Below are 16,992 nucleotides of genomic sequence, written 5' to 3'. Positions count from 1 at the left end.
GGTGGCGGTGGCCTTCCTGGTCGGCGGTGAGCCGGTGGGTGACCGGCGTGGATCTGCGATCGACGCTGTCACACCCGCACGGGTTCCGCGCGCGTGTCGTCCAGGCTGATGCCCTTGGTCTCCGGCATCCACCGGGCCAGGCCGAGCGCGGCGGCCAGCGTGACGGCGCCGTACAGGGCGAACGCACCGCCCAGCGACAGGGCTTTGACGAGCGGGAGGAAGGTGGTCGCCACCACGAAGTCGGCCGCCCAGTGCGCCGCCGTGGCCAGGCTCATCAGCGCGCCCCGGGCCCGTCGCGGGTAGATCTCAGCGGCGAAGACCCAGAACACCGGCGCCGGGCCGACCGCCCCCGCGACGATGAATCCGCAGAGGAGCAGCGCGGTCGCGCCGGCGTGCCCGCCGGACCACTCGGTGGCGGCGATCCCGGCGGCCGCGGCGGCCATCGCGGCGAGTCCGCCCAGCATCAGCGGCCGCCGGCCGCCCCGGTCGAGCAGGGCGATCGTCACCACCGTGGCCGCGACGTTGCAGACGCCGACCAGGACGGCGCCCAGGACGCCGCCGGACGGGGTGAGACCGGAGGCGGCGAGGATCGTCGGGGCGTAGTAGATGGCGGTGTTGAGACCGGTGAGGTGGACCAGGACGGCGATGCCCAGGCCGAGTGCGACCCGCCGGGGCCCGGCCTCGGCGAGCGCCTCCCGGAACCCGGCGCCCCCACCGCGTGGCCCGCCACCGTCCGGCCCGCCACCGTGCGGCCCGGTGGTCGGCAGCCGCTCCGGTGCGGGCGGGAGGCCGAGCGCCGCGGCGGCGGCCAGGGCCCGTGACCGGTGGCCCGCGCTCTCCAGCCAGGACGGCGACTCGGGCACACCGGCCATGCCGACCAGCAGGACCAGCGCCGGCGCCAGCCCGGCCGCCAGCATCAGCCGCCAGGCGCCGTCGGACTGCAGGGCGTACGACACCGCGTAGGCGAGCAGCAGGCCGATGGTGATCATCAGTTGGTTGAGGGTCACCAGCGCGCCGCGGCGGGCCGGGGGCGCGATCTCGGCGATGTAGAGCGGCACCGCGAAGGAGATCGCGCCGAGGGCCAGGCCCACCAGGAACCGGCCGAGGACGAGGGCGGCCGGGCCGCCGGCCGCCGCGGACACGGCCGTGCCCAGGGCGAAGGCCGCGGCGGCGGCCGCGATCACCGGTCGGCGGCCGAAGCGGTCGGTGAGCCGGCCGCTGACGGGGGCGGTGAGGGCCGCGCCGAGCAGGGCGGCGGACACCACCACCCCCTGGGCCCACGCCGACAGGCCGTACTGCTCGCCGATCAGCGGCAGCACCCCGGCGATCCCGCCGGTGCCGTAGCCGAAGAGGAGGCCGCCGGTGGACGGGATCAGTAGCGCCAGGACGCGGCCGCGGGCGCGGGCCCCGGACATCACGACCCCTTCCACCTGGACTTCCCTGCCACCGGAGTCGGTCCCACCGGCGCTCGTCCCACCGGCGCTCGTCCCAGCGGCGGTCCCACCGGCGGCGGTCCCGCGGGCGTCCGTCACACGGAAGTCCGTCATGCCGGTACCGCTCCGCGGGTCGCTCCGCCGCCGGCCGGTCCGCCGCCGGCCGCTCCGCCGCCGGTCGTTAAGCCGGTCGTTAAGCCGGTCGTTACGCCGGCCGTCACGCTGGCCGTCACGTCGGCCGTGCCCACCGGCTCCCCGCCGGCCGCCGCGGACGCCACCAGCGCCGCGCCGACCCGAGCGGCCCGCCGGGAGTCGGCGAGCGGGTACGGTCCGGGGCCGCCCTCGGCCACCGCCCGGGCGAACGCGGCGACCTGCAGCTGGTAGTGGTCGGCGGCCGGCACGCTCTCGGCCCGGACACCGTCGGTGGTACGGACGGTGACGACGCCGTCCTCGCCGGACATCGCCCAGGCGTTTCGGACGCTGATCGTGCCGTGGGTGCCCTGCAGTTCGTACCAGGCGCGCGGTCCGTAGTCGATGCTCCAGTCGAGGACTGCGCCGCGGCCCTCGCCGAAGTCCATCCAGCCGATGGCGCTGGTCTCCACCCCGTGCCCGGGGCGGCGGGCGAACCGCGCGCCGACCCGTTCGGGTGCCCGGCCGAAGAAGAGCTGCGGGACGTCCACGGCGTAGCAGCCGACGTCCCAGGTGGCGCCGCCGCCGAGGGCCGGGTCCAGTCGGATGTTGCCGCTGCCGGTGGGGATCTCGAAGGCGAACGCCGTCCGGACGACCCGGAGTTCGCCGATCGTACCGGCGGCGAGCAGCTCCGCGGCCCGCCGCTGCTGCGGGTGGAAGCGGTACATGAACGCCTCCGTGGCGATCCGCGAGGCATCGGCGGCGGCCCGCTCGATCCGCCGGACACCGCCCTCGTCCATCGCCATCGGCTTCTCGACCAGGACGTGCTTGCCGGCGTCCAGCGCCCGCACCGTCCATTCGACGTGGTCGGTGTTGGGGAGGGCGATGTACACGGCGTCCACGTCCGGGTCGGCGAGCAGCGCGGCGTAGTCCTCGTGCGCGGTCGCGCCGTACGGCTTGGCCACCTCGACGGCCTGCGCGTGCCGCTCCGGGCGGCTGGCGACGGCGGTCAGCGCGCAGCCGTCGGTGCGGGCGATCGCGGGCAGCAGGAGGCCGCTGATGTAGGCGGTGGCGCCGAGGGCACCCCAGCGCAGCTCGGCTCCTGCGGGACGGGCGGGGGTCGGCGTGGTCATAGGGCGGGCTCCTGGATGAAGTCGGCGGCGCGCTCGGCGACCGCGACCACGGCGGCGTGGATGTTTCCGGTGATCATGCTCGGGATGACGGAGGCGTCGGCCACCCGCAGGCCGGCCACGCCCCGCACCCGCAGCCACGGGTCGACGACCGCCAGCTCGTCGTCGGCGGCGCCCAGCCGGCAGGTGCCGACCGGGTGGAACTGTGTCTGGGCGTTGCCGCGGACGAACTCCGCCAGCTCGGCCCGGCCGGCGATCGGGGAGGGCACCGGCGCCGACCGCAGCGAGCCGAGCGGCTCGGTGCCGGCGATCTCCTGGGCCAGCCGCACCCCCTCCAGCAGGGTGTCCAGATCGGTGGGGTCGTCCAGGTAGGCGGGGTCGATCAGCGGGTGCCCGAGCGGCCCGGCCGGGTCCAGGGTGAGCCGGCCGCGGCTGCGCGGCCTGGTCAGGGCCGGGCCGACGGTGAAGCCCCAGCCGAGCCGGGAGGCGTTGTTCAGGTCCTTCATGGGGGCGAACGACAGCTGGATGTCCGGCGCGGGGGAGCCCGGCAGCACGGTGACGAACCCGCCGGCCTCCCCGAGGTTGGAGCGGTCGGCGACCGGGTGCCCCTCGGTGGTGTCGTACGCCAGCGAGACCTGGACGTGGTCGTGCAGGTTCTCGCCGACGCCCGGCAGGTCCACGGTGGACGCGATGCCGAGCGCCGCCAGACGGTCCGCCGGGCCGGCGCCGCTGAGCAGCAGCAGCTGAGGGCTGGCCACCGTGCCGGCGCAGAGCACCACCTCGGTGCCGGCGCCGATGCTGTGGACCTCCCCGCCGTGGCTCACCCGGATGCCGCGGGCGCGGCCGCCGGTGATCTCGATCCGCAGCACGGTGGCGTCGGTCAGCACGGTCAGGTTCGGCCGGTCCAGCACCGGGCCCAGGTGGGTGAAGGCGGTGTTGGCCCGCCGGGCCGGCGCCTGCGGGGTGCCGGCCGTGACGGTGGTCCGGTACAGGCCGACCCCCTCCTGGGCGGCCGCGTTGAAGTCCGGGTTGGCCGGCAATCCGGCCTTCTGCGCGGCGGCGACGAAGGCGGCCGCGAACGGGTGCGGATCGGTGTTCTCGGCGACCGGGATCGCCCCGGGCACGGGCGCGTCCGCCGGGGCGTCCAGCCGTTCCAGGTACGGGAGGAAGGCCTCCGCGTTCCACAGGTCGCCGCCCCACCGGCTCCAGGCGTCGAAGTCGGAGGCGGCGCCGCGGATGTGCACCATCGCGTTGATCGCGCCGGAGCCGCCCAGGACCCGCCCGCGCGGCCAGGCCAGGCGCCGGCCGTTCAGCGCGGCCTGCGGCACCGTCCGGTACCCCCAGTCGAGTTCGCCGCCGAGCAGCCCGGGCCAGGCCACCGGGCGGGCGATCCGCGGGTCGTGGTCCGGGGGGCCCGCCTCCACCAGCAGGACGCTCTGCTCGGGCCGGGCACTGAGCCGGGCGGCGAGGACGCACCCCGCCGCTCCGGCGCCGATCACCACGAAGTCGTACGTCCGGGCCGGGATCTCCATGGACACCTCTCGTCCTGCTGTCGGGTGGTCTGTCAGGGGCCGGCCGGCGGCCTCGGGAGGAGGACCGCCGGCCGGCGGGGCGGGCGGTGCTCAGACGGCGAGGAAGCCGCCGTCCACGGCCACCACCTGGCCGTTGACGTAGCCGGACGCCTCGGAGAACAGCCACAGCACCACGTCCGCGACCTGCTGCGGGGTGCCGATCACGCCGGACGGGATCAGCCCCCGCCAGGTGGTGGCGCCGCCGACCGCCGCCTCCGAGGCGGCCAGCATCTCCGTCTCGATCGGACCGGGGGCGACCGCGTTCACCCGGACCCCGTCCCGGGCGTGTTCCAGCGCGCCGATCCGGGTGAGCGCGATCGCCGCGTGCTTCGAGGTCACGTAGGCGCCGATGCCGGGGAAGACGGTCCGCAGCCCGTGCACCGAGGTGTTGTTGACGATGCTGCCGAAGCCCTGCGCCGACATCAGCCGCAGCTCCTCCCGCATGCACAGCCACAGACCGCGGGTGTTCACCGCGAAGGTGGCGTCGAACTGCTCGGGCGTCAGGTCGACCAGTCGCCCGTCACCCGGGACACCCGCGTTGTTGAACGCGTGGTGCACCACGCCGTACGCCGAGCGCACCGTCGCGAACAGCTCCCGCACCTGCGCGGGGTCGGTGACGTCGCACGCCACGAACTGCGCCTCGCCGCCGGCCTCCTTGATCTCCGCGGCCGCGTCCTCGCCCGGTTCGGCGCGGCGGGAGGCGAGCACCACCCGCATCCCCGCCCGCGCGAAGGCCAGCGCCGCGGCCCGGCCGATGCCGGTGCTGCCGCCGGTGACGACGACCACCCGGCCGGCCGGGCCCGGGGGCACCGGCCGGCCGGCGTCGTCCGCCACCGTCACCCGAGCCGCCCGGCGGCCACCGGCACGGCGGCGGGGCCGAGCAGCCGCCCCATCCGGTCGGCGGCCGAGGCGATCTCGGGGACGGAGAGGTCGTCGAGGAAGCAGACCTCGCCGATCCGGGTCAGGACCGGCAGGTGCTGCTTGCCGTCGCGGTGCCGGACGGTGTCGGCCAGCGCCTCGGTCAGCAGGTCGACGTCGCAGAAGAGCGGGTGCGAGGGGCTGAGGCCGAGCCGGACCGCGGCGGCGATGATCCGCTCCAGCACGGCCTCGTCGATCAGGCCGCGCTGCGCCGCCAGGACGGCCGAGAAGACGCAGTCCATCGCCACGGCCTCGCCGTGCAGCAGCTCCGGCAGCGCCCGCATCTCCACCAGCGGGGAGAAGGAGTGCCCGTAGTCGACGCTGCGCCGCAGGTCCTTCTCCCAGAGGTTGGGCTGGAGTTCCTCCGCCATGCCGGCGATGGCGCGGCCGATCACCTCGTCCGGCACGCCGGCCGGCAGCGGACCGCCGTCCGAGGCCTGGAAGCGGGCCTCGATCAGGTCGGCGCCGTGCTCCTCGAGCAGCTCGAACAGCCGGAGGTCCTTGATCAGGGCCATCTTGAAGATCTCGCCCATGCCGTTGCGGATCTGCCGGCGCGGGACGGTGGCCAGGAACTCGCGGTCGATCAGGGTGCGCGGCGGCGGGCTGTAGCTGCCCAGCCGGTTGCGGTAGCCGCCGAAGTTGATGCCGGTCTTGGCCGCGACGCTGACGTCGACCTGGCCGAGCAGGGTGGTGGGCACCCGGATGTACGGGATGCCCCGCCGGTACAGGCTGGCGGCGAGCCCGACGACGTCCGCGAGGACGCCGCCGCCGATTACGATCGGGGGGTTGCTGAGGCGGTTGGTGCCGACCTCGTTGAGCTTGGCGACGACGTCGAGCACGTTGCCGATCGACTTGCTCTCCTCGTCACCCGGCATCGAGAGGTAGGTGACGGGCACGTCGTTGGCGTCGAAGTAGGCGCGGATCCGCTCGCCGTACAGGTCGGAGACGGAGTGGTCCAGCACCACCAGGCGGGTCTCGGTGCCGGTGGCGCCGCCGGGCAGGCTGAGCAGTTCCGGGTTGGCCGGGTCGAGCAGGCCGGGCGTCTCGACGATCTCGTAGGCGACGGGCAGCTGGGTCGTGATCGTCCAGCGCAGGGGCTCTCGGGACTGGGCTGCTGAATTCAAGGCCTGATCCTCAACTGTCAGAGGTGACGACACCCGCCGTCAGGACTTCGCGACAAGGCGGACTAACCACAGGGTGCTGCGGTCGATGGTGTCGTTCGAGGGAGGTGAGGCTCTCGCAGGCAGGGCAGCACTGGCCGGCCGTGCGGGGCGTGCCGCCGGAGGGCGCGCCAGGTCCGACCTGGCGTCCGGGTGACCTCCGGCCGTTCAAGGGGTGAATTCACCGTAGTCATATGACGTGGCGTCAATCAAGGACTCCCCGGGCGGGGGGGCGGCGTCCCGGCGTCGGCTCCGGACGCGCACCCTCGGCCCCGGTGGGGCGCTCTGGCCTGCGACGATCGCGCCACGCTCCGGATGTCACCGGTCACCGTCCGCACCCGGGTCGGGGTGTGGAAGTGACACAGACCACATGACGCGACTCTTGCCGGGCGGTGCGGGCCGCCGCAGGCGGGTCGCTGCGACGGGAGCGCGACGGCGGGGTGGGTGGGGTGGCGCCGGTGCCGGTGGTGCTGTTGCTCCTGACGCTGTTCGCGGGTACCGGTGGTCCTTGCGGTGCCCATGGGGTTCTCGGTACGGCTGTGGCCGGGCCGCGCCGTCCCAGGCGGGAAACGCGAACGGCGGCTCCGGAGCGGATGTACGCTCCGGAGCCGCCGATGCGGTGCCCTGGTTCGGTGCCCGGACGGGGGCACCCCGCGGGTGACGCCGTCACCGGCGTCCCAGGGCGGCGGGGATCAGAGGCCCTGCCAGGCGGGCTTGGCCGCGTAGGTGTCGCGGAAGTAGTCGGCGAGCTTGAGGCCCGCGGCGGCCGCCTCGTCGACCACCACGGTGGCGTGCGGGTGCAACTGGAGCGCGGAGGCCGGGACGGCGGCCGACAGCGGGCCCTCGACGGCCAGCGCGACGGCCTCGGCCTTCGCCTCGCCGGTGGCCAGCAGCACCAGGTGGCGGGCCTCCAGGATGGTGCCGATGCCCTGGGTGATGACGTGGTGCGGCACCTCGTCCAGGCTGTCGAAGAAGCGGGCGTTGTCCTCGCGGGTCTGCCGGGTCAGCGTCTTGATCCGGGTGCGCGAGGCGAGCGAGGAGCACGGCTCGTTGAAGCCGATGTGCCCGTCGGTGCCGATGCCCAGCAACTGCAGGTCCACGCCGCCGGCCTCGGCCAGCGCGTGGTCGTAGGCGATGGCGGCCGCGGCGATGTCCGCCGCGTTGCCGTCCGGGCCGAGGAAGGACGCCTCGGTGAGGCCGAGCGGCTCGACGACCTCGCGGAGCACCACCGAGCGGTAGGACTCGGGGTGGCCGGCGGGCAGGCCCACGTACTCGTCCAGCTGGCAGATCCGGGCCCGCGAGGCGTCCAGCGTCGCGGCCTGGACCCGGGCGGCCAGGGCCTGGTAGATCGGCAGCGGGGTGGAGCCGGTCGCGACGCCGAGCAGGGCGTCGGGCTTGGCGGACAGGAGATCGGCGATCGCCGCGGCGATGAGCTCACCGCCGGCGGCGGCGTCGGGGACGATCACGATTTCCATACAGGGTCCGCCATTTCTGGAGCGACAGAGAGAGGTCTAGACCATATTGCCGTGAACCCACCCCTCAGGTCCAGTCCGGTCGGTGGACGCCCGGGCCCCTCGGCGGGCCCCGCTCCGGCCGCTGGCCTGCCGATCCGCGCCGCCGCCCGCCGCGGGGCCGTCGTCCGGCCGCCCGGCGGGCCCCCGGCGGCGGCCGCTCCGGCGGTGAGGCGACGTCAGCGGAGGTACCACTTCTGGTTCGCGGTGCCGGCGCAGTTCCAGAGCTGGAGCCGGGTGCCGTTGCCGGTGCCCTGGTCCTTCGCGTCCACGCACTTGTCGGCCTGCGGGTTGACCAGGTCCCCGGCGCCGCTCAGCACGAAGCGCTGGGCCGGCCCGCCGTTGCAGTTCACCAGTTGGACGACGGCGCCGTTGGCGACCGAGGCCCAGGCCACGTCCATGCACAGGCCGAGCGCCCGGACCGAACCGTCGGCCCGGAAGTCCCAGGACTGCGCCGCCGAGCCGTTGCAGTCCTGCAGCTCCAGCGGCGTGCCGTCGGAGCCCTTCCCGCCGAGGACGCCGATGCACCTGCCGGACGCCCGGCCGGCCACCGGCCGGCCCGGCACGGTCACGGGCTGGGCGACGGCCGGGGCGGGTGGGTTGGCCAGAGCCGGGGCGGCGGACTGCGCGGGCGCCGCCGCCGGGGGAGCGGCCGCCGCCGGCGCGGGAGCGGACTGCGCCAGTGCGGGCGCCTGGGTCCGGACGGGCGTGCGGTCGGCGCCCTGCGGAGGCGAGCCCCCTGCTCCCGCCACCGCGGCCGGGGCGGCGGCGCCTTCGTGCTGCCCGGCCGGGGCGGAGCCGGCGGGATCGGGGGCGCCCTGGGCGGCCGCCTGGACGGTGACGGTCGGGGCGGGGCCGGGCGCGGCCGGTGCGGACCCGGCCGGCGAGGGCGTCCCGCGCGAGGACGAGGGCGCGCTGTTCGCGGCCGCCACCGGCTGTCCGGCGCTCACGGCCGGGGGCCGCCGGAGGAGCTCCGGCAGCTGCGCGGCGCCGAGCACGGCGGCCGTGGCCAGGGCGGCGGTGGCCGCCGTGACCCCCCAGGCCCGGGCACCGGGCAGCAGCCCGCGCGGCGGCGACGGGGTGTGCCGGGCGAAGGTGTCGGCGAAGCGGTCGGCGGGCGGGTCGGCGGGCCGCGCCGGCCGCGGGTCGGACGGGGGCACCGGGCCTCCAGGGGGCGTGAGGGTGTGGGCGCCACCCTCCTCCGCGCACACCACGGGCGGGTGAACAGTTGCCGCTCCGGAGGTGGCGGGCAGTCAAGATGTGCTGCCGGTTGGCTGGTTGAACGACATGACTTGGCCTGCTGTTCACCCCGGCACGAACTTTCGGACGACTTGCGTCAGTACCGTGGCCGCCGGTTGGGGATGTGCGACCTGCGCGCACATGACATGGGGGTCTCCGCCGCTGCAGACCGCCGTACGATCAGGAAGAGCAGTGTCATGGAGCGCACCGCCGGCCCGACCCACCGGGCGTCCGCCAGCCAGTCCGAGCCCTCGGGGGCCGTCCGTCCCAGAGCGGTGGTCGCACCGCCCGCCCCGGAGCGGCGCGCCGAGCTCCTGCTGGCCGAACGGGAACGGCTCCAGCGGTTCGTCACCAGCCTGTCCCGTCACGACCCGCACCAGGTCGAGGACATCGTGCAGGAAACCCTGCTGCGGGCCTGGCAGTTGTCCGACCGGCTGGACTGGAGCGACCTGCCGATCCGGATGTGGCTGTTCCGCGTCGCCCGCCACCTGCTGATCGACGGCCGGCGCAAGGACCGCGCCGTCCCGGTCGGCATCGCCGCCGAGGGCTTCCCGGACCAGGCGCCGGTCGCCGACCAGACGGCCCAGGTGCTGGACCGCCAGGTGCTGGTCGACTCGCTGCGCTCGCTCGACCCGATCCACCGGGAGGCCGTCGTGCACGTCCACCTGCTGGGCCGGGCCGGCCCGGACGCCGCCCAACTGCTCGGGATACCCGGCGGAACCCTCAAGTCCCGTACCCATTACGGGGTGCAGGCCCTGCGCCGGAACCTCGCCGACCGCGGCGTGGTCGCGCACGGGATCGCCTCGTGAGCGCCCTGCCCGCCGTGCCCGGCGGCACGGCCACGCTGTTCGGCCTGGCCGGACTCCTGCTGCTGATCGCCGTGCTCGCCCAGCTGGGCGCCCGGCGCGCCGGCGGCTGGCGGGTCGTCCGGCGCCGTCTGCGACGGGAGGCGGGCGCCACCGCCGCCGCGTTCGCCGCGCCCGTCCGCGCACAGCTCCGATACCGCCGCCACCTGCGGCTGCTGGTCCGCCTGCTCGGTGACCGGTCCGGCTGGGCCGACGCCGAACGGGCCGCGCTGGGCGCCGGGCGGGTCCCGGGCGTCCAGCCGTACGGGGTGCTGCTCGGCCGGACGGTGGTCGGGGTGCTGGTGGCCTGCGGGCCCGCCGCGCCGCCGCGGCCGCCCGAGCCCTGGGCGGTGGACGACACCGACCCCCGGCTCTGGTGGCTCGACCGCGCGGACGCGGCCGGGGTGGCCACCGGCGGGCGCCCGGCGCCGCTGCTCGCGGCGCTCGGCACGGATGGGCGGCACGCCGTCCTGCTCGACCTGACCACCGGGCCGGCCGCCACCGTACTGAGCGGTGAGAAGGGCACCGCCCGCGCGGTGCTGCAGGCCCTGGCGGCCCAGCTCGACGCCCGGTTGCCGGCCGGCGCCGTCACCGTCGCGGACGGCGTCAACCCCCGACACAGCGGCCCCGATCCGGCCGCCGCGCTGGCGCGGGCCGAGCGGGCCGGCACCGGCGGCGCCCCGGCCTTCGCGGTCTGCGCCGAGCTGCCGGCCGGGGCCCGCCCCGCCGCCGGCTCCCGGTTGCTCGCCCTGAGCGGCGCCAGGGGCTCGGCCCGGCTGCTGACCGCCGACCGGGCCGGGCTGAGCGTCCTCGGCACCGGCCTGCGGGTGGACGCAGTCCCGCTGGCCAGGGCGACCGCCCGCAGCCTCGCACTGCTGCCGCCCTACCCCGCGCACGACGCCGGCCCCACGGACGACAGCGACCTGGCCGAGCCGGCCCTCGACGCGGACGGCCCCGGCGGTCCCGTCGGCGCCGGACACCCCGGTGGCACGGAGCGGCCGGCGGCGCCCGCGCTCCCCGGCCGGTCCGCGCTGGGCGCGACGGTGGCGGGCCCGGCCCCGGCGGGGAAGTCCCAGGGCCCACCGGCCGTTCCCGTCCCGGTGCGAGGTCCCGGCCCCGACCCGGCGCGCCCGGCGAGCGGGAACGCGGTGGGGCCCCGGCCGGGCTCGGCCGAGCTGCCCGGCCGGTCCGCCCTCGCTCCGCCCGGCCCCGAGGAGCCGCCCGCACCGGACGAGCCCATGCCGGACGAGCCCATGCCGGACGCTTCCAGGCCGGACGATCCCGCGCCGGGCCGTTCGAAGCCGGTCGGTTCGAAGCTCGGCCGTCCCGAAACGGGCCGGAGGGTCGCCCCGGTGACCACCGTGGCCGGCCCGTCCGCTCCAGCCGGCCCGTCCGCTCCAGCCGGCCCGTCCGCTCCAGCCGGCCCGTCCGCCCCCGCCGGCCCGTCCGCCCCCGCCGGCCCGTCCGCTCCAGCCGAACCGGAACCCGGGCCCGCTCCGGGCCCGCCCCCGCTGGTGCTCGGCCCGGTGATCGTCCCGGGCCGGGCGACACCGCCCGGGGCGCCCCGGCCCACGGGCCTGCCGCCGGCGGCCCGGCCGCGGTTCGTCCAGCGCCCCGGCCCGGCGGCCGGCGACGGCCCGGCTCCCGGACCGGTACCGTCCGGGCCCGACCGGCCCGAATCCGTGCTGCCCGACCCGGCCACCCTGTACCCCCTGGTGCCCGGCCGGGCCGCCACCGGTCCGGTGCCGTCCGGCCCCGGCCGCACGGCCGCGGCGGCCACGCCCGGCTCCCCGGACCCGGTCGGTCCGGCCACCGCTCCGCCCGCCGCTCCGGCCGCCGCTCCGGCCGCCGCTCCGCCCGCCGCTCCGGCCACCGCTCCGCCCGCCGGCGGCGCCCCGGCGGCGCCCGGGGTCCGTGGTCGGCTCAGGCTGCCGCCACCGGCCGCGCCGCACGGCGACGAGGACACCTTCGGCCCGGTCCGGGTTACCGGTGGCCCGGAGGCCGGCCGGAGCGGTTCGGCTCCGGCCGTCGGCGGTCCGGACGTCCTCACGGCCGCCCTGGCGGCTCCGCCCGCCGTTCCGGTGCTTGCCTCGATCCCCGCCCCGCCCGCCGCCCGGCCCGGCGTGCCGGCCGTCCAGGTCCCGGTCGACGACGATCTCGCCGAGCCGGACCCGGACCCGGGTTCGGGCCCGCCGGGCGTCTCCGCCGCTGTCCCGTCCTGACCGTCCCGTCCTGACGACCTGACCCGACGGACCGTTGCGACCCGATCCGATCCGTTGCGACCCGATCCGATCCGTTGCGATCCGACCCGACCGTCCCGGCGCCGGCCGCGACCCGGGCCACCGCCCTCCCGACACCCGAGCCCGACCCCTGGAGACCACCCGGTGAAGCTCACCGTCACGCTCGTCGACAGCGCCGACGCCCGCCGCCGCGACCATGTGCTGGACCTGCCGCCCTACGCCACCGTCGGAGACCTGGCCGCAGCCGTCGACCGGACCCCGTCCGAGGGCCCCGGCCCCCGCGGCGAGGCCGGCGCGGCGGGTGGCGCGGCGGCGTTCGCGGCCGGCCAGGCAGCGGCCGTCGCCCCGCGTGCCCTGCACCTGGGCCCGGCCCCGCTGGACCCGGCGGCCCCGGTCGCCGGGGCGGGCGTGCTGGAGGGGGCGGTGCTCGGCCTGGGCGCCCCCGTCGACGACCTGGACCGGGTACGGGTGCCCGCACCGGACGGACGGCCCGGCGGTGCGGCGCAGTTGGAGCTGCACCTGGTCTCCGGCCCCGGCGCCGGGCGGAGCTGGCGGCTCGGGCCCGGCAGCCACGAGATCGGCTCCGACCCGGACTGCGCCGTCCGCCTGTCCGGCTCCGGCGTCCCCACCGGGGGCCTGTGGCTGACGGTGGGCCAGGACGGCTCGGCCTTCTGGCAGCGCTCCGGCGGCTCCCCGGTGGAGGTCAGGGCCTGCGTCCCGGGCCCGCCCGGGAGCGCGCCGGTCGATCCGCCCGCCCCCGGCCATCCGCCGGCCGCCCCCGGCACCGCCCCCGGGTCCCGTGCCTCCGCCGCCGCCCGGCCGACCGCCGGGACGCTCCCGCCCGCCGAGGCACTGCCCCCCGGCGCCACCGCCTGGCCGCTCGGCGGCGACGTGGCCGCCGGCGCCGCGCTGCTGCGCCTGGTGGAGCCGGTCGAACCGGACGCCGCCGTGGTGCCCTCCGCGGACGGCATCGGCGTGGACTACAACCGCCCGCCGAGGATCGCCCCGCACCTGGACGCCGAGCGGATCCGGCTGCCGATGCCGCCCACCGCGCCGTCCCGGCGGCCGTTCCCGCTGCTGCTGATGGTCGCGCCGATGGTGCTTGGCATGGTGATGGTGGCCGTCTTCCACTCCTACTTCTACCTGGTGTTCATCCTGTTCAGCCCGCTGATGGCGCTCTCCAACTGGATCGTCGGACGTCGCGGCAACCGCAAGGCGCACGAGCTGGCCGAGGCCCGCTACCGGCAGCGCCGCCGCGCCCTGGAGGGGGAGATCCGCACGGCGGCCGACCGCGAGCGGGTGGTCCGCGGCCTCGCGGGGCCGGACCCGGCCACGGTCGGCCTGACCGCCGTCGGCCCGGGGAGCCGGCTCTGGGAGCGGCGCCGCCGCGACCCGGACCACCTGGTCCTGCGGCTCGGCACGGTCGACCAGCCGTCCGTGAAGGAGCTGGACGATCCCGCCCGCGACGAGAACCACCGCACCGTGCGGTGGAACATCCCGGACGTCCCGATCGGGGTGGAGATCGCCGAGTACGGCGTGGTCGGCGTGGCGGGCGCCGGTGAGCCCGTCCAGGCGCTGGCCCGCTGGCTGGTCGCCCAGTCGGCCGTCCTGCACAGTCCGCGCGACCTGCGGATCGTGGTGCTCACCGAGCGGGCCGGGGCGGAGGCCTGGGAGTGGGTGCGGTGGCTGCCGCACCTGCGGCCGGCCGCGGCCGGCGGCCCGGTGGTGAGCATCGGCAACGACCCGGAGTCCACCGCCAACCGGATCTCCGAGCTGGTCGCCCAGATCCAGGCCCGGCAGCGGGCGCTGGGCTCCTCCATGGGCAAGGCGATGTTCAACGAGCCGGACGTGCTGGTGATCGCCGACCGGGCCCGGCAGCTGCGCGACGTCCCCGGCATGGTGCAGGTTCTCACCGACGGCCCCCGGGTACGGGTCTTCAGCGTCTGCCTGGACGAGCAGGAGCGGCTGCTGCCGGAGGAGTGCGCCGCCGTGGTGCTGGCCGCCGGCCACCGCCTGACGGTGCGCCGGACCGGCGCGCCGGACATCACGGACGTCCGCGCCGACCTGGTCGACACCGACTGGTGCGAGCAGGTCGCCCGCGCGCTCGCCCCGGTCAGGGACGTCAGCCCCGAGCACGACGCCGGGTTGCCGCAGCAGGTCAAGCTGCTGGACCTGCTGCGCCTGGAGCCGCCCGCCCCGGCCGAACTGCTGGCACGCTGGCGCCGCCGGCCCGCGTCCACCGGCTTCCTGCTCGGCACCGGCTACGACGGTCCGCTCACCCTGGACCTGGTGCGCGACGGCCCGCACGCCCTGGTCGCGGGAACCACCGGCTCGGGCAAGTCCGAACTGCTGCAGTCCTTCGTCGCCTCGCTGGCCGCCGCCAACCGGCCCGACGAACTGACCTTCGTCCTGGTCGACTACAAGGGCGGCTCGGCCTTCCGCGAGTGTGCCGAACTCCCGCACACCCTGGGCATGGTGACCGACCTCGACGCCCACCTGGTGGAGCGCGCGCTGGAGTCCCTCGGCGCCGAACTGCGCCGCCGCGAGCGGCTGCTCGCCGAGGTGGCGGCCAAGGACCACCCCGAGTACCGCTCCAAGCGGCTGGCCGACCCCACCCTCGCGCCGCTGCCCCGACTGCTGCTGGTCATCGACGAGTTCGCCACCCTGGTCCGCGAGGTGCCGGACTTCGTGCCCGGCCTGATCGGGATCGCCCAGCGCGGCCGCTCGCTCGGCATCCACCTGGTGCTCGCCACCCAGCGTCCCTCCGGCGCCGTCACCAGCGACATCCGCGCCAACACCAACCTCCGGATCGCGCTGCGGGTCACCGACTCGACCGAGAGCCAGGACATCATCGACACCTCCGAGGCCGTGCACATCCCCAGCTCCGCCCCCGGCCGGGCCCTGGTGCGCCTCGGACACCGCTCCACCGTGCCGTTCCAGGGCGCCTGGGCGGGCGCCGCCCGGCCCGGTACGGGCAGCGGCCCGGACCGCCCCGCCGGCGCCCCCGTCCGCGCCGCCGAACTCTCCTGGGGCCGGCTCGGCCGGCCGGTCGCGATGCCACTCGTCGACAGCGACCCCGGTGCCCCCGCCGCGCCGGCCCCCACCGACCTCCAGGCCCTGGTCGCGGCCCTGCGCGAGGCGGCGGCCGGCCTGGACGACTTCGTCCCGCAGCCGAGCCCCTGGCTGCCCGCCCTGGCGGAGCGCGTCCTGCTGGACGACCTCACCGCGCTGCTCCCCGACCACGACGGCCCCCTGCCGCCGATCCCGTACGCGCTGGAGGACGTCCCGCAGCTCCAGGAGCGCCGGGTGGCCACCGCGGATCTCGCGTCCTTCGGTCACCTGTACGTGATCGGCGCGCCCCGCTCCGGCCGCACCCAGGTGCTGCGCACCCTGGCCGGGTCCGCCGCCCGCGCCGCGTCCTCGGCGGACGTGCACATCTACGGCATCGACGCGGCCGGCGGCGGCCTGGCCGCGCTGTCCGCCCTGCCGCACTGCGGCGCGGTGGTCTCCCGGCACGACCTGGAGCGCCTGGAGCGACTGCTGCACCGGCTCACCGCCGAGCTGACCGCCCGCCAGGAGAGCTGCAGCGAGCACAACGCGGCCGGGCTGAACGAACTGCGCGCGCTGCTCCCCAGGGCCGAGCGGCCGGCGCACATCCTGCTGCTGATCGACGGCTGGGACGCGCTCTCCGGCCTGCTCGACGACCACGACAACGGGCGGCTGGTGGATCTGGTCACCCGGCTGCTGCGGGAGGGCGCGGCGGCCGGGATCCATGTGGTCGCCAGCTCCGAACGCTCGCTGCTCGGCGGCCGGCTCGCCGCCCACAACGACCACAAGCTGCTGCTCCGCCAGGGGGACCGCAACGACTACCAGCTCGTCGGGCTCTCCCCGGGCAAGGTGCCCGCGGCGGTGCCCGCCGGCCGCGGCTGGCACGCGCTCAGCGGCACCGAGACCCAGGTGGCGCTGCTGGCTCCCGGCGACGGCGGCCAGGAGCAGGCGAAGGCGCTCGCCGCGATCGGCATCGAGACCACCCGCCGGGACGCCGCGGTGCCCGCCGCCCGGCGGCCCTTCCCGGTCGCCTCGCTGCCCAGGTCGGTGGACTTCGCCGAGGCCTACGAGACGGTCGAGGCCGGACTGCGCCGCCCGATGTGGGGCCTGCTCGGCATGGGCGGGGACGACGCCGGACCGGTCGGGGTGGACTTCGCCGGCTCGTCCGCCGCCTTCGCGGTGCTCGGCCCGCCCGGATCGGGCCGCAGCACGGTGCTGGCCTCGCTGGCGGTGTCCCTGCTGGCCGGCGGAACCTCGCTGGTGGTGCTGACCCCGCGGCACTCCCCGCTGCGGGCGCTCGCCCGGCATCCGCTGGCCCGGGTCCTCACCGAGCCGGACCCGGCCGCCGAACTGGTCCAGGCGGCGCTGGACGACCTGGGCGGCCCCCGGGTGATCGTGGTCGACGACGCCGACCTGCTGGCGATGCCGGCCTGCGACCGGGTCCTCAAGGAGACCGCGACCTTCGGCCGGGACCGGGGCCTCGGCCTGCTCTACGCCGGCCCGGCCGACGCCCTCCAGGTGGCGATGGGCGGCTGGGTCACCGCCGCCAAGCGGGCCCGCCGGGGGCTGCTGCTGGCCCCGAAGAGCCTCCAGGAGGGCGACATGATCGGGATCCGGCTCCCGGTCCACCTGATCCGCGCCACCCCGGTCACCGGCCGGGGCTGGACCACCGGCCGGGCCGGCGAGGCGATGGCGGTGCAGGTGCCGTTGACGGTGCTGCGCGCGGAGGGCTGAACCGTCCGCCGCCGCCGTGGGGTTGACGGCGGCG

General features: G+C 76.9%; 10 protein-coding genes. 3 read left to right on the top strand and 7 right to left on the bottom strand.

Going from position 1 to position 16,992, the window contains the following annotated elements:
• Positions 1-68: 68 nt before the first annotated feature.
• The 7 genes from J2S46_RS04320 to J2S46_RS04290 all read right to left on the bottom strand — a co-directional run bounded on the left by J2S46_RS04320 (position 69) and on the right by J2S46_RS04290 (position 9,012).
• A complete protein-coding gene (locus J2S46_RS04320) occupies positions 69-1,430 on the bottom strand; it encodes an MFS transporter (protein WP_229913261.1) in 1,362 nt (453 codons plus the stop codon).
• A gap of 113 nt (positions 1,431-1,543) precedes the next feature.
• A complete protein-coding gene (locus J2S46_RS04315) occupies positions 1,544-2,695 on the bottom strand; it encodes a Gfo/Idh/MocA family protein (RefSeq protein ID WP_229913260.1) in 1,152 nt (383 codons plus the stop codon).
• Positions 2,692-4,224, bottom strand: a complete 1,533-nt coding sequence (locus J2S46_RS04310; protein ID WP_229913264.1) for a GMC family oxidoreductase — start codon at positions 4,222-4,224, stop codon at positions 2,692-2,694. Before J2S46_RS04310 ends, J2S46_RS04315 begins: the two co-directional genes overlap by 4 nt.
• Positions 4,225-4,314: 90 nt before the next feature.
• Positions 4,315-5,103, bottom strand: coding sequence for an SDR family NAD(P)-dependent oxidoreductase (locus tag J2S46_RS04305; RefSeq protein ID WP_191293574.1), 789 nt, complete (start codon positions 5,101-5,103; stop codon positions 4,315-4,317).
• On the bottom strand, positions 5,100-6,305 hold the full coding sequence (locus tag J2S46_RS04300; RefSeq protein WP_229913259.1) for a sedoheptulose 7-phosphate cyclase: 1,206 nt from the start codon (positions 6,303-6,305) through the stop codon (positions 5,100-5,102). The genes J2S46_RS04305 and J2S46_RS04300 overlap by 4 nt, the downstream gene beginning before the upstream one ends.
• 728 nt (positions 6,306-7,033) lie before the next feature.
• Complete coding sequence (locus tag J2S46_RS04295) at positions 7,034-7,816, bottom strand: glucosamine-6-phosphate deaminase (RefSeq protein WP_191293573.1); 783 nt, start codon at positions 7,814-7,816, stop codon at positions 7,034-7,036.
• A gap of 215 nt (positions 7,817-8,031) precedes the next feature.
• Positions 8,032-9,012: a ricin-type beta-trefoil lectin domain protein gene (locus tag J2S46_RS04290; RefSeq protein ID WP_229913258.1), complete on the bottom strand. Its 981-nt coding sequence runs from the start codon at positions 9,010-9,012 to the stop codon at positions 8,032-8,034.
• A gap of 276 nt (positions 9,013-9,288) precedes the next feature.
• Between J2S46_RS04290 and J2S46_RS04285 the strand changes: the two genes are divergently transcribed.
• The 3 genes from J2S46_RS04285 (at position 9,289) to J2S46_RS04275 (ending at position 16,958) form a co-directional block, all read left to right on the top strand.
• Positions 9,289-9,900: a sigma-70 family RNA polymerase sigma factor gene (locus tag J2S46_RS04285; RefSeq protein WP_191293572.1), complete on the top strand. Its 612-nt coding sequence runs from the start codon at positions 9,289-9,291 to the stop codon at positions 9,898-9,900.
• A complete protein-coding gene (locus tag J2S46_RS04280) occupies positions 9,897-12,158 on the top strand; it encodes a serine/threonine-protein kinase (RefSeq protein WP_191293570.1) in 2,262 nt (753 codons plus the stop codon). Before J2S46_RS04285 ends, J2S46_RS04280 begins: the two co-directional genes overlap by 4 nt.
• Positions 12,159-12,320: 162 nt before the next feature.
• Positions 12,321-16,958, top strand: coding sequence for an FtsK/SpoIIIE domain-containing protein (locus J2S46_RS04275; RefSeq protein ID WP_191293569.1), 4,638 nt, complete (start codon positions 12,321-12,323; stop codon positions 16,956-16,958).
• The last annotated feature ends 34 nt before the right edge of the window (positions 16,959-16,992 follow it).

The sequence above is a fragment of the Kitasatospora herbaricolor genome (genome assembly GCF_030813695.1).
Classification (GTDB): Bacteria; Actinomycetota; Actinomycetes; order Streptomycetales; family Streptomycetaceae; genus Kitasatospora; species Kitasatospora herbaricolor.
Note: the sequence above shows the minus strand (reverse complement) of the source record. Positions and strands in the feature narration are given on the sequence as shown.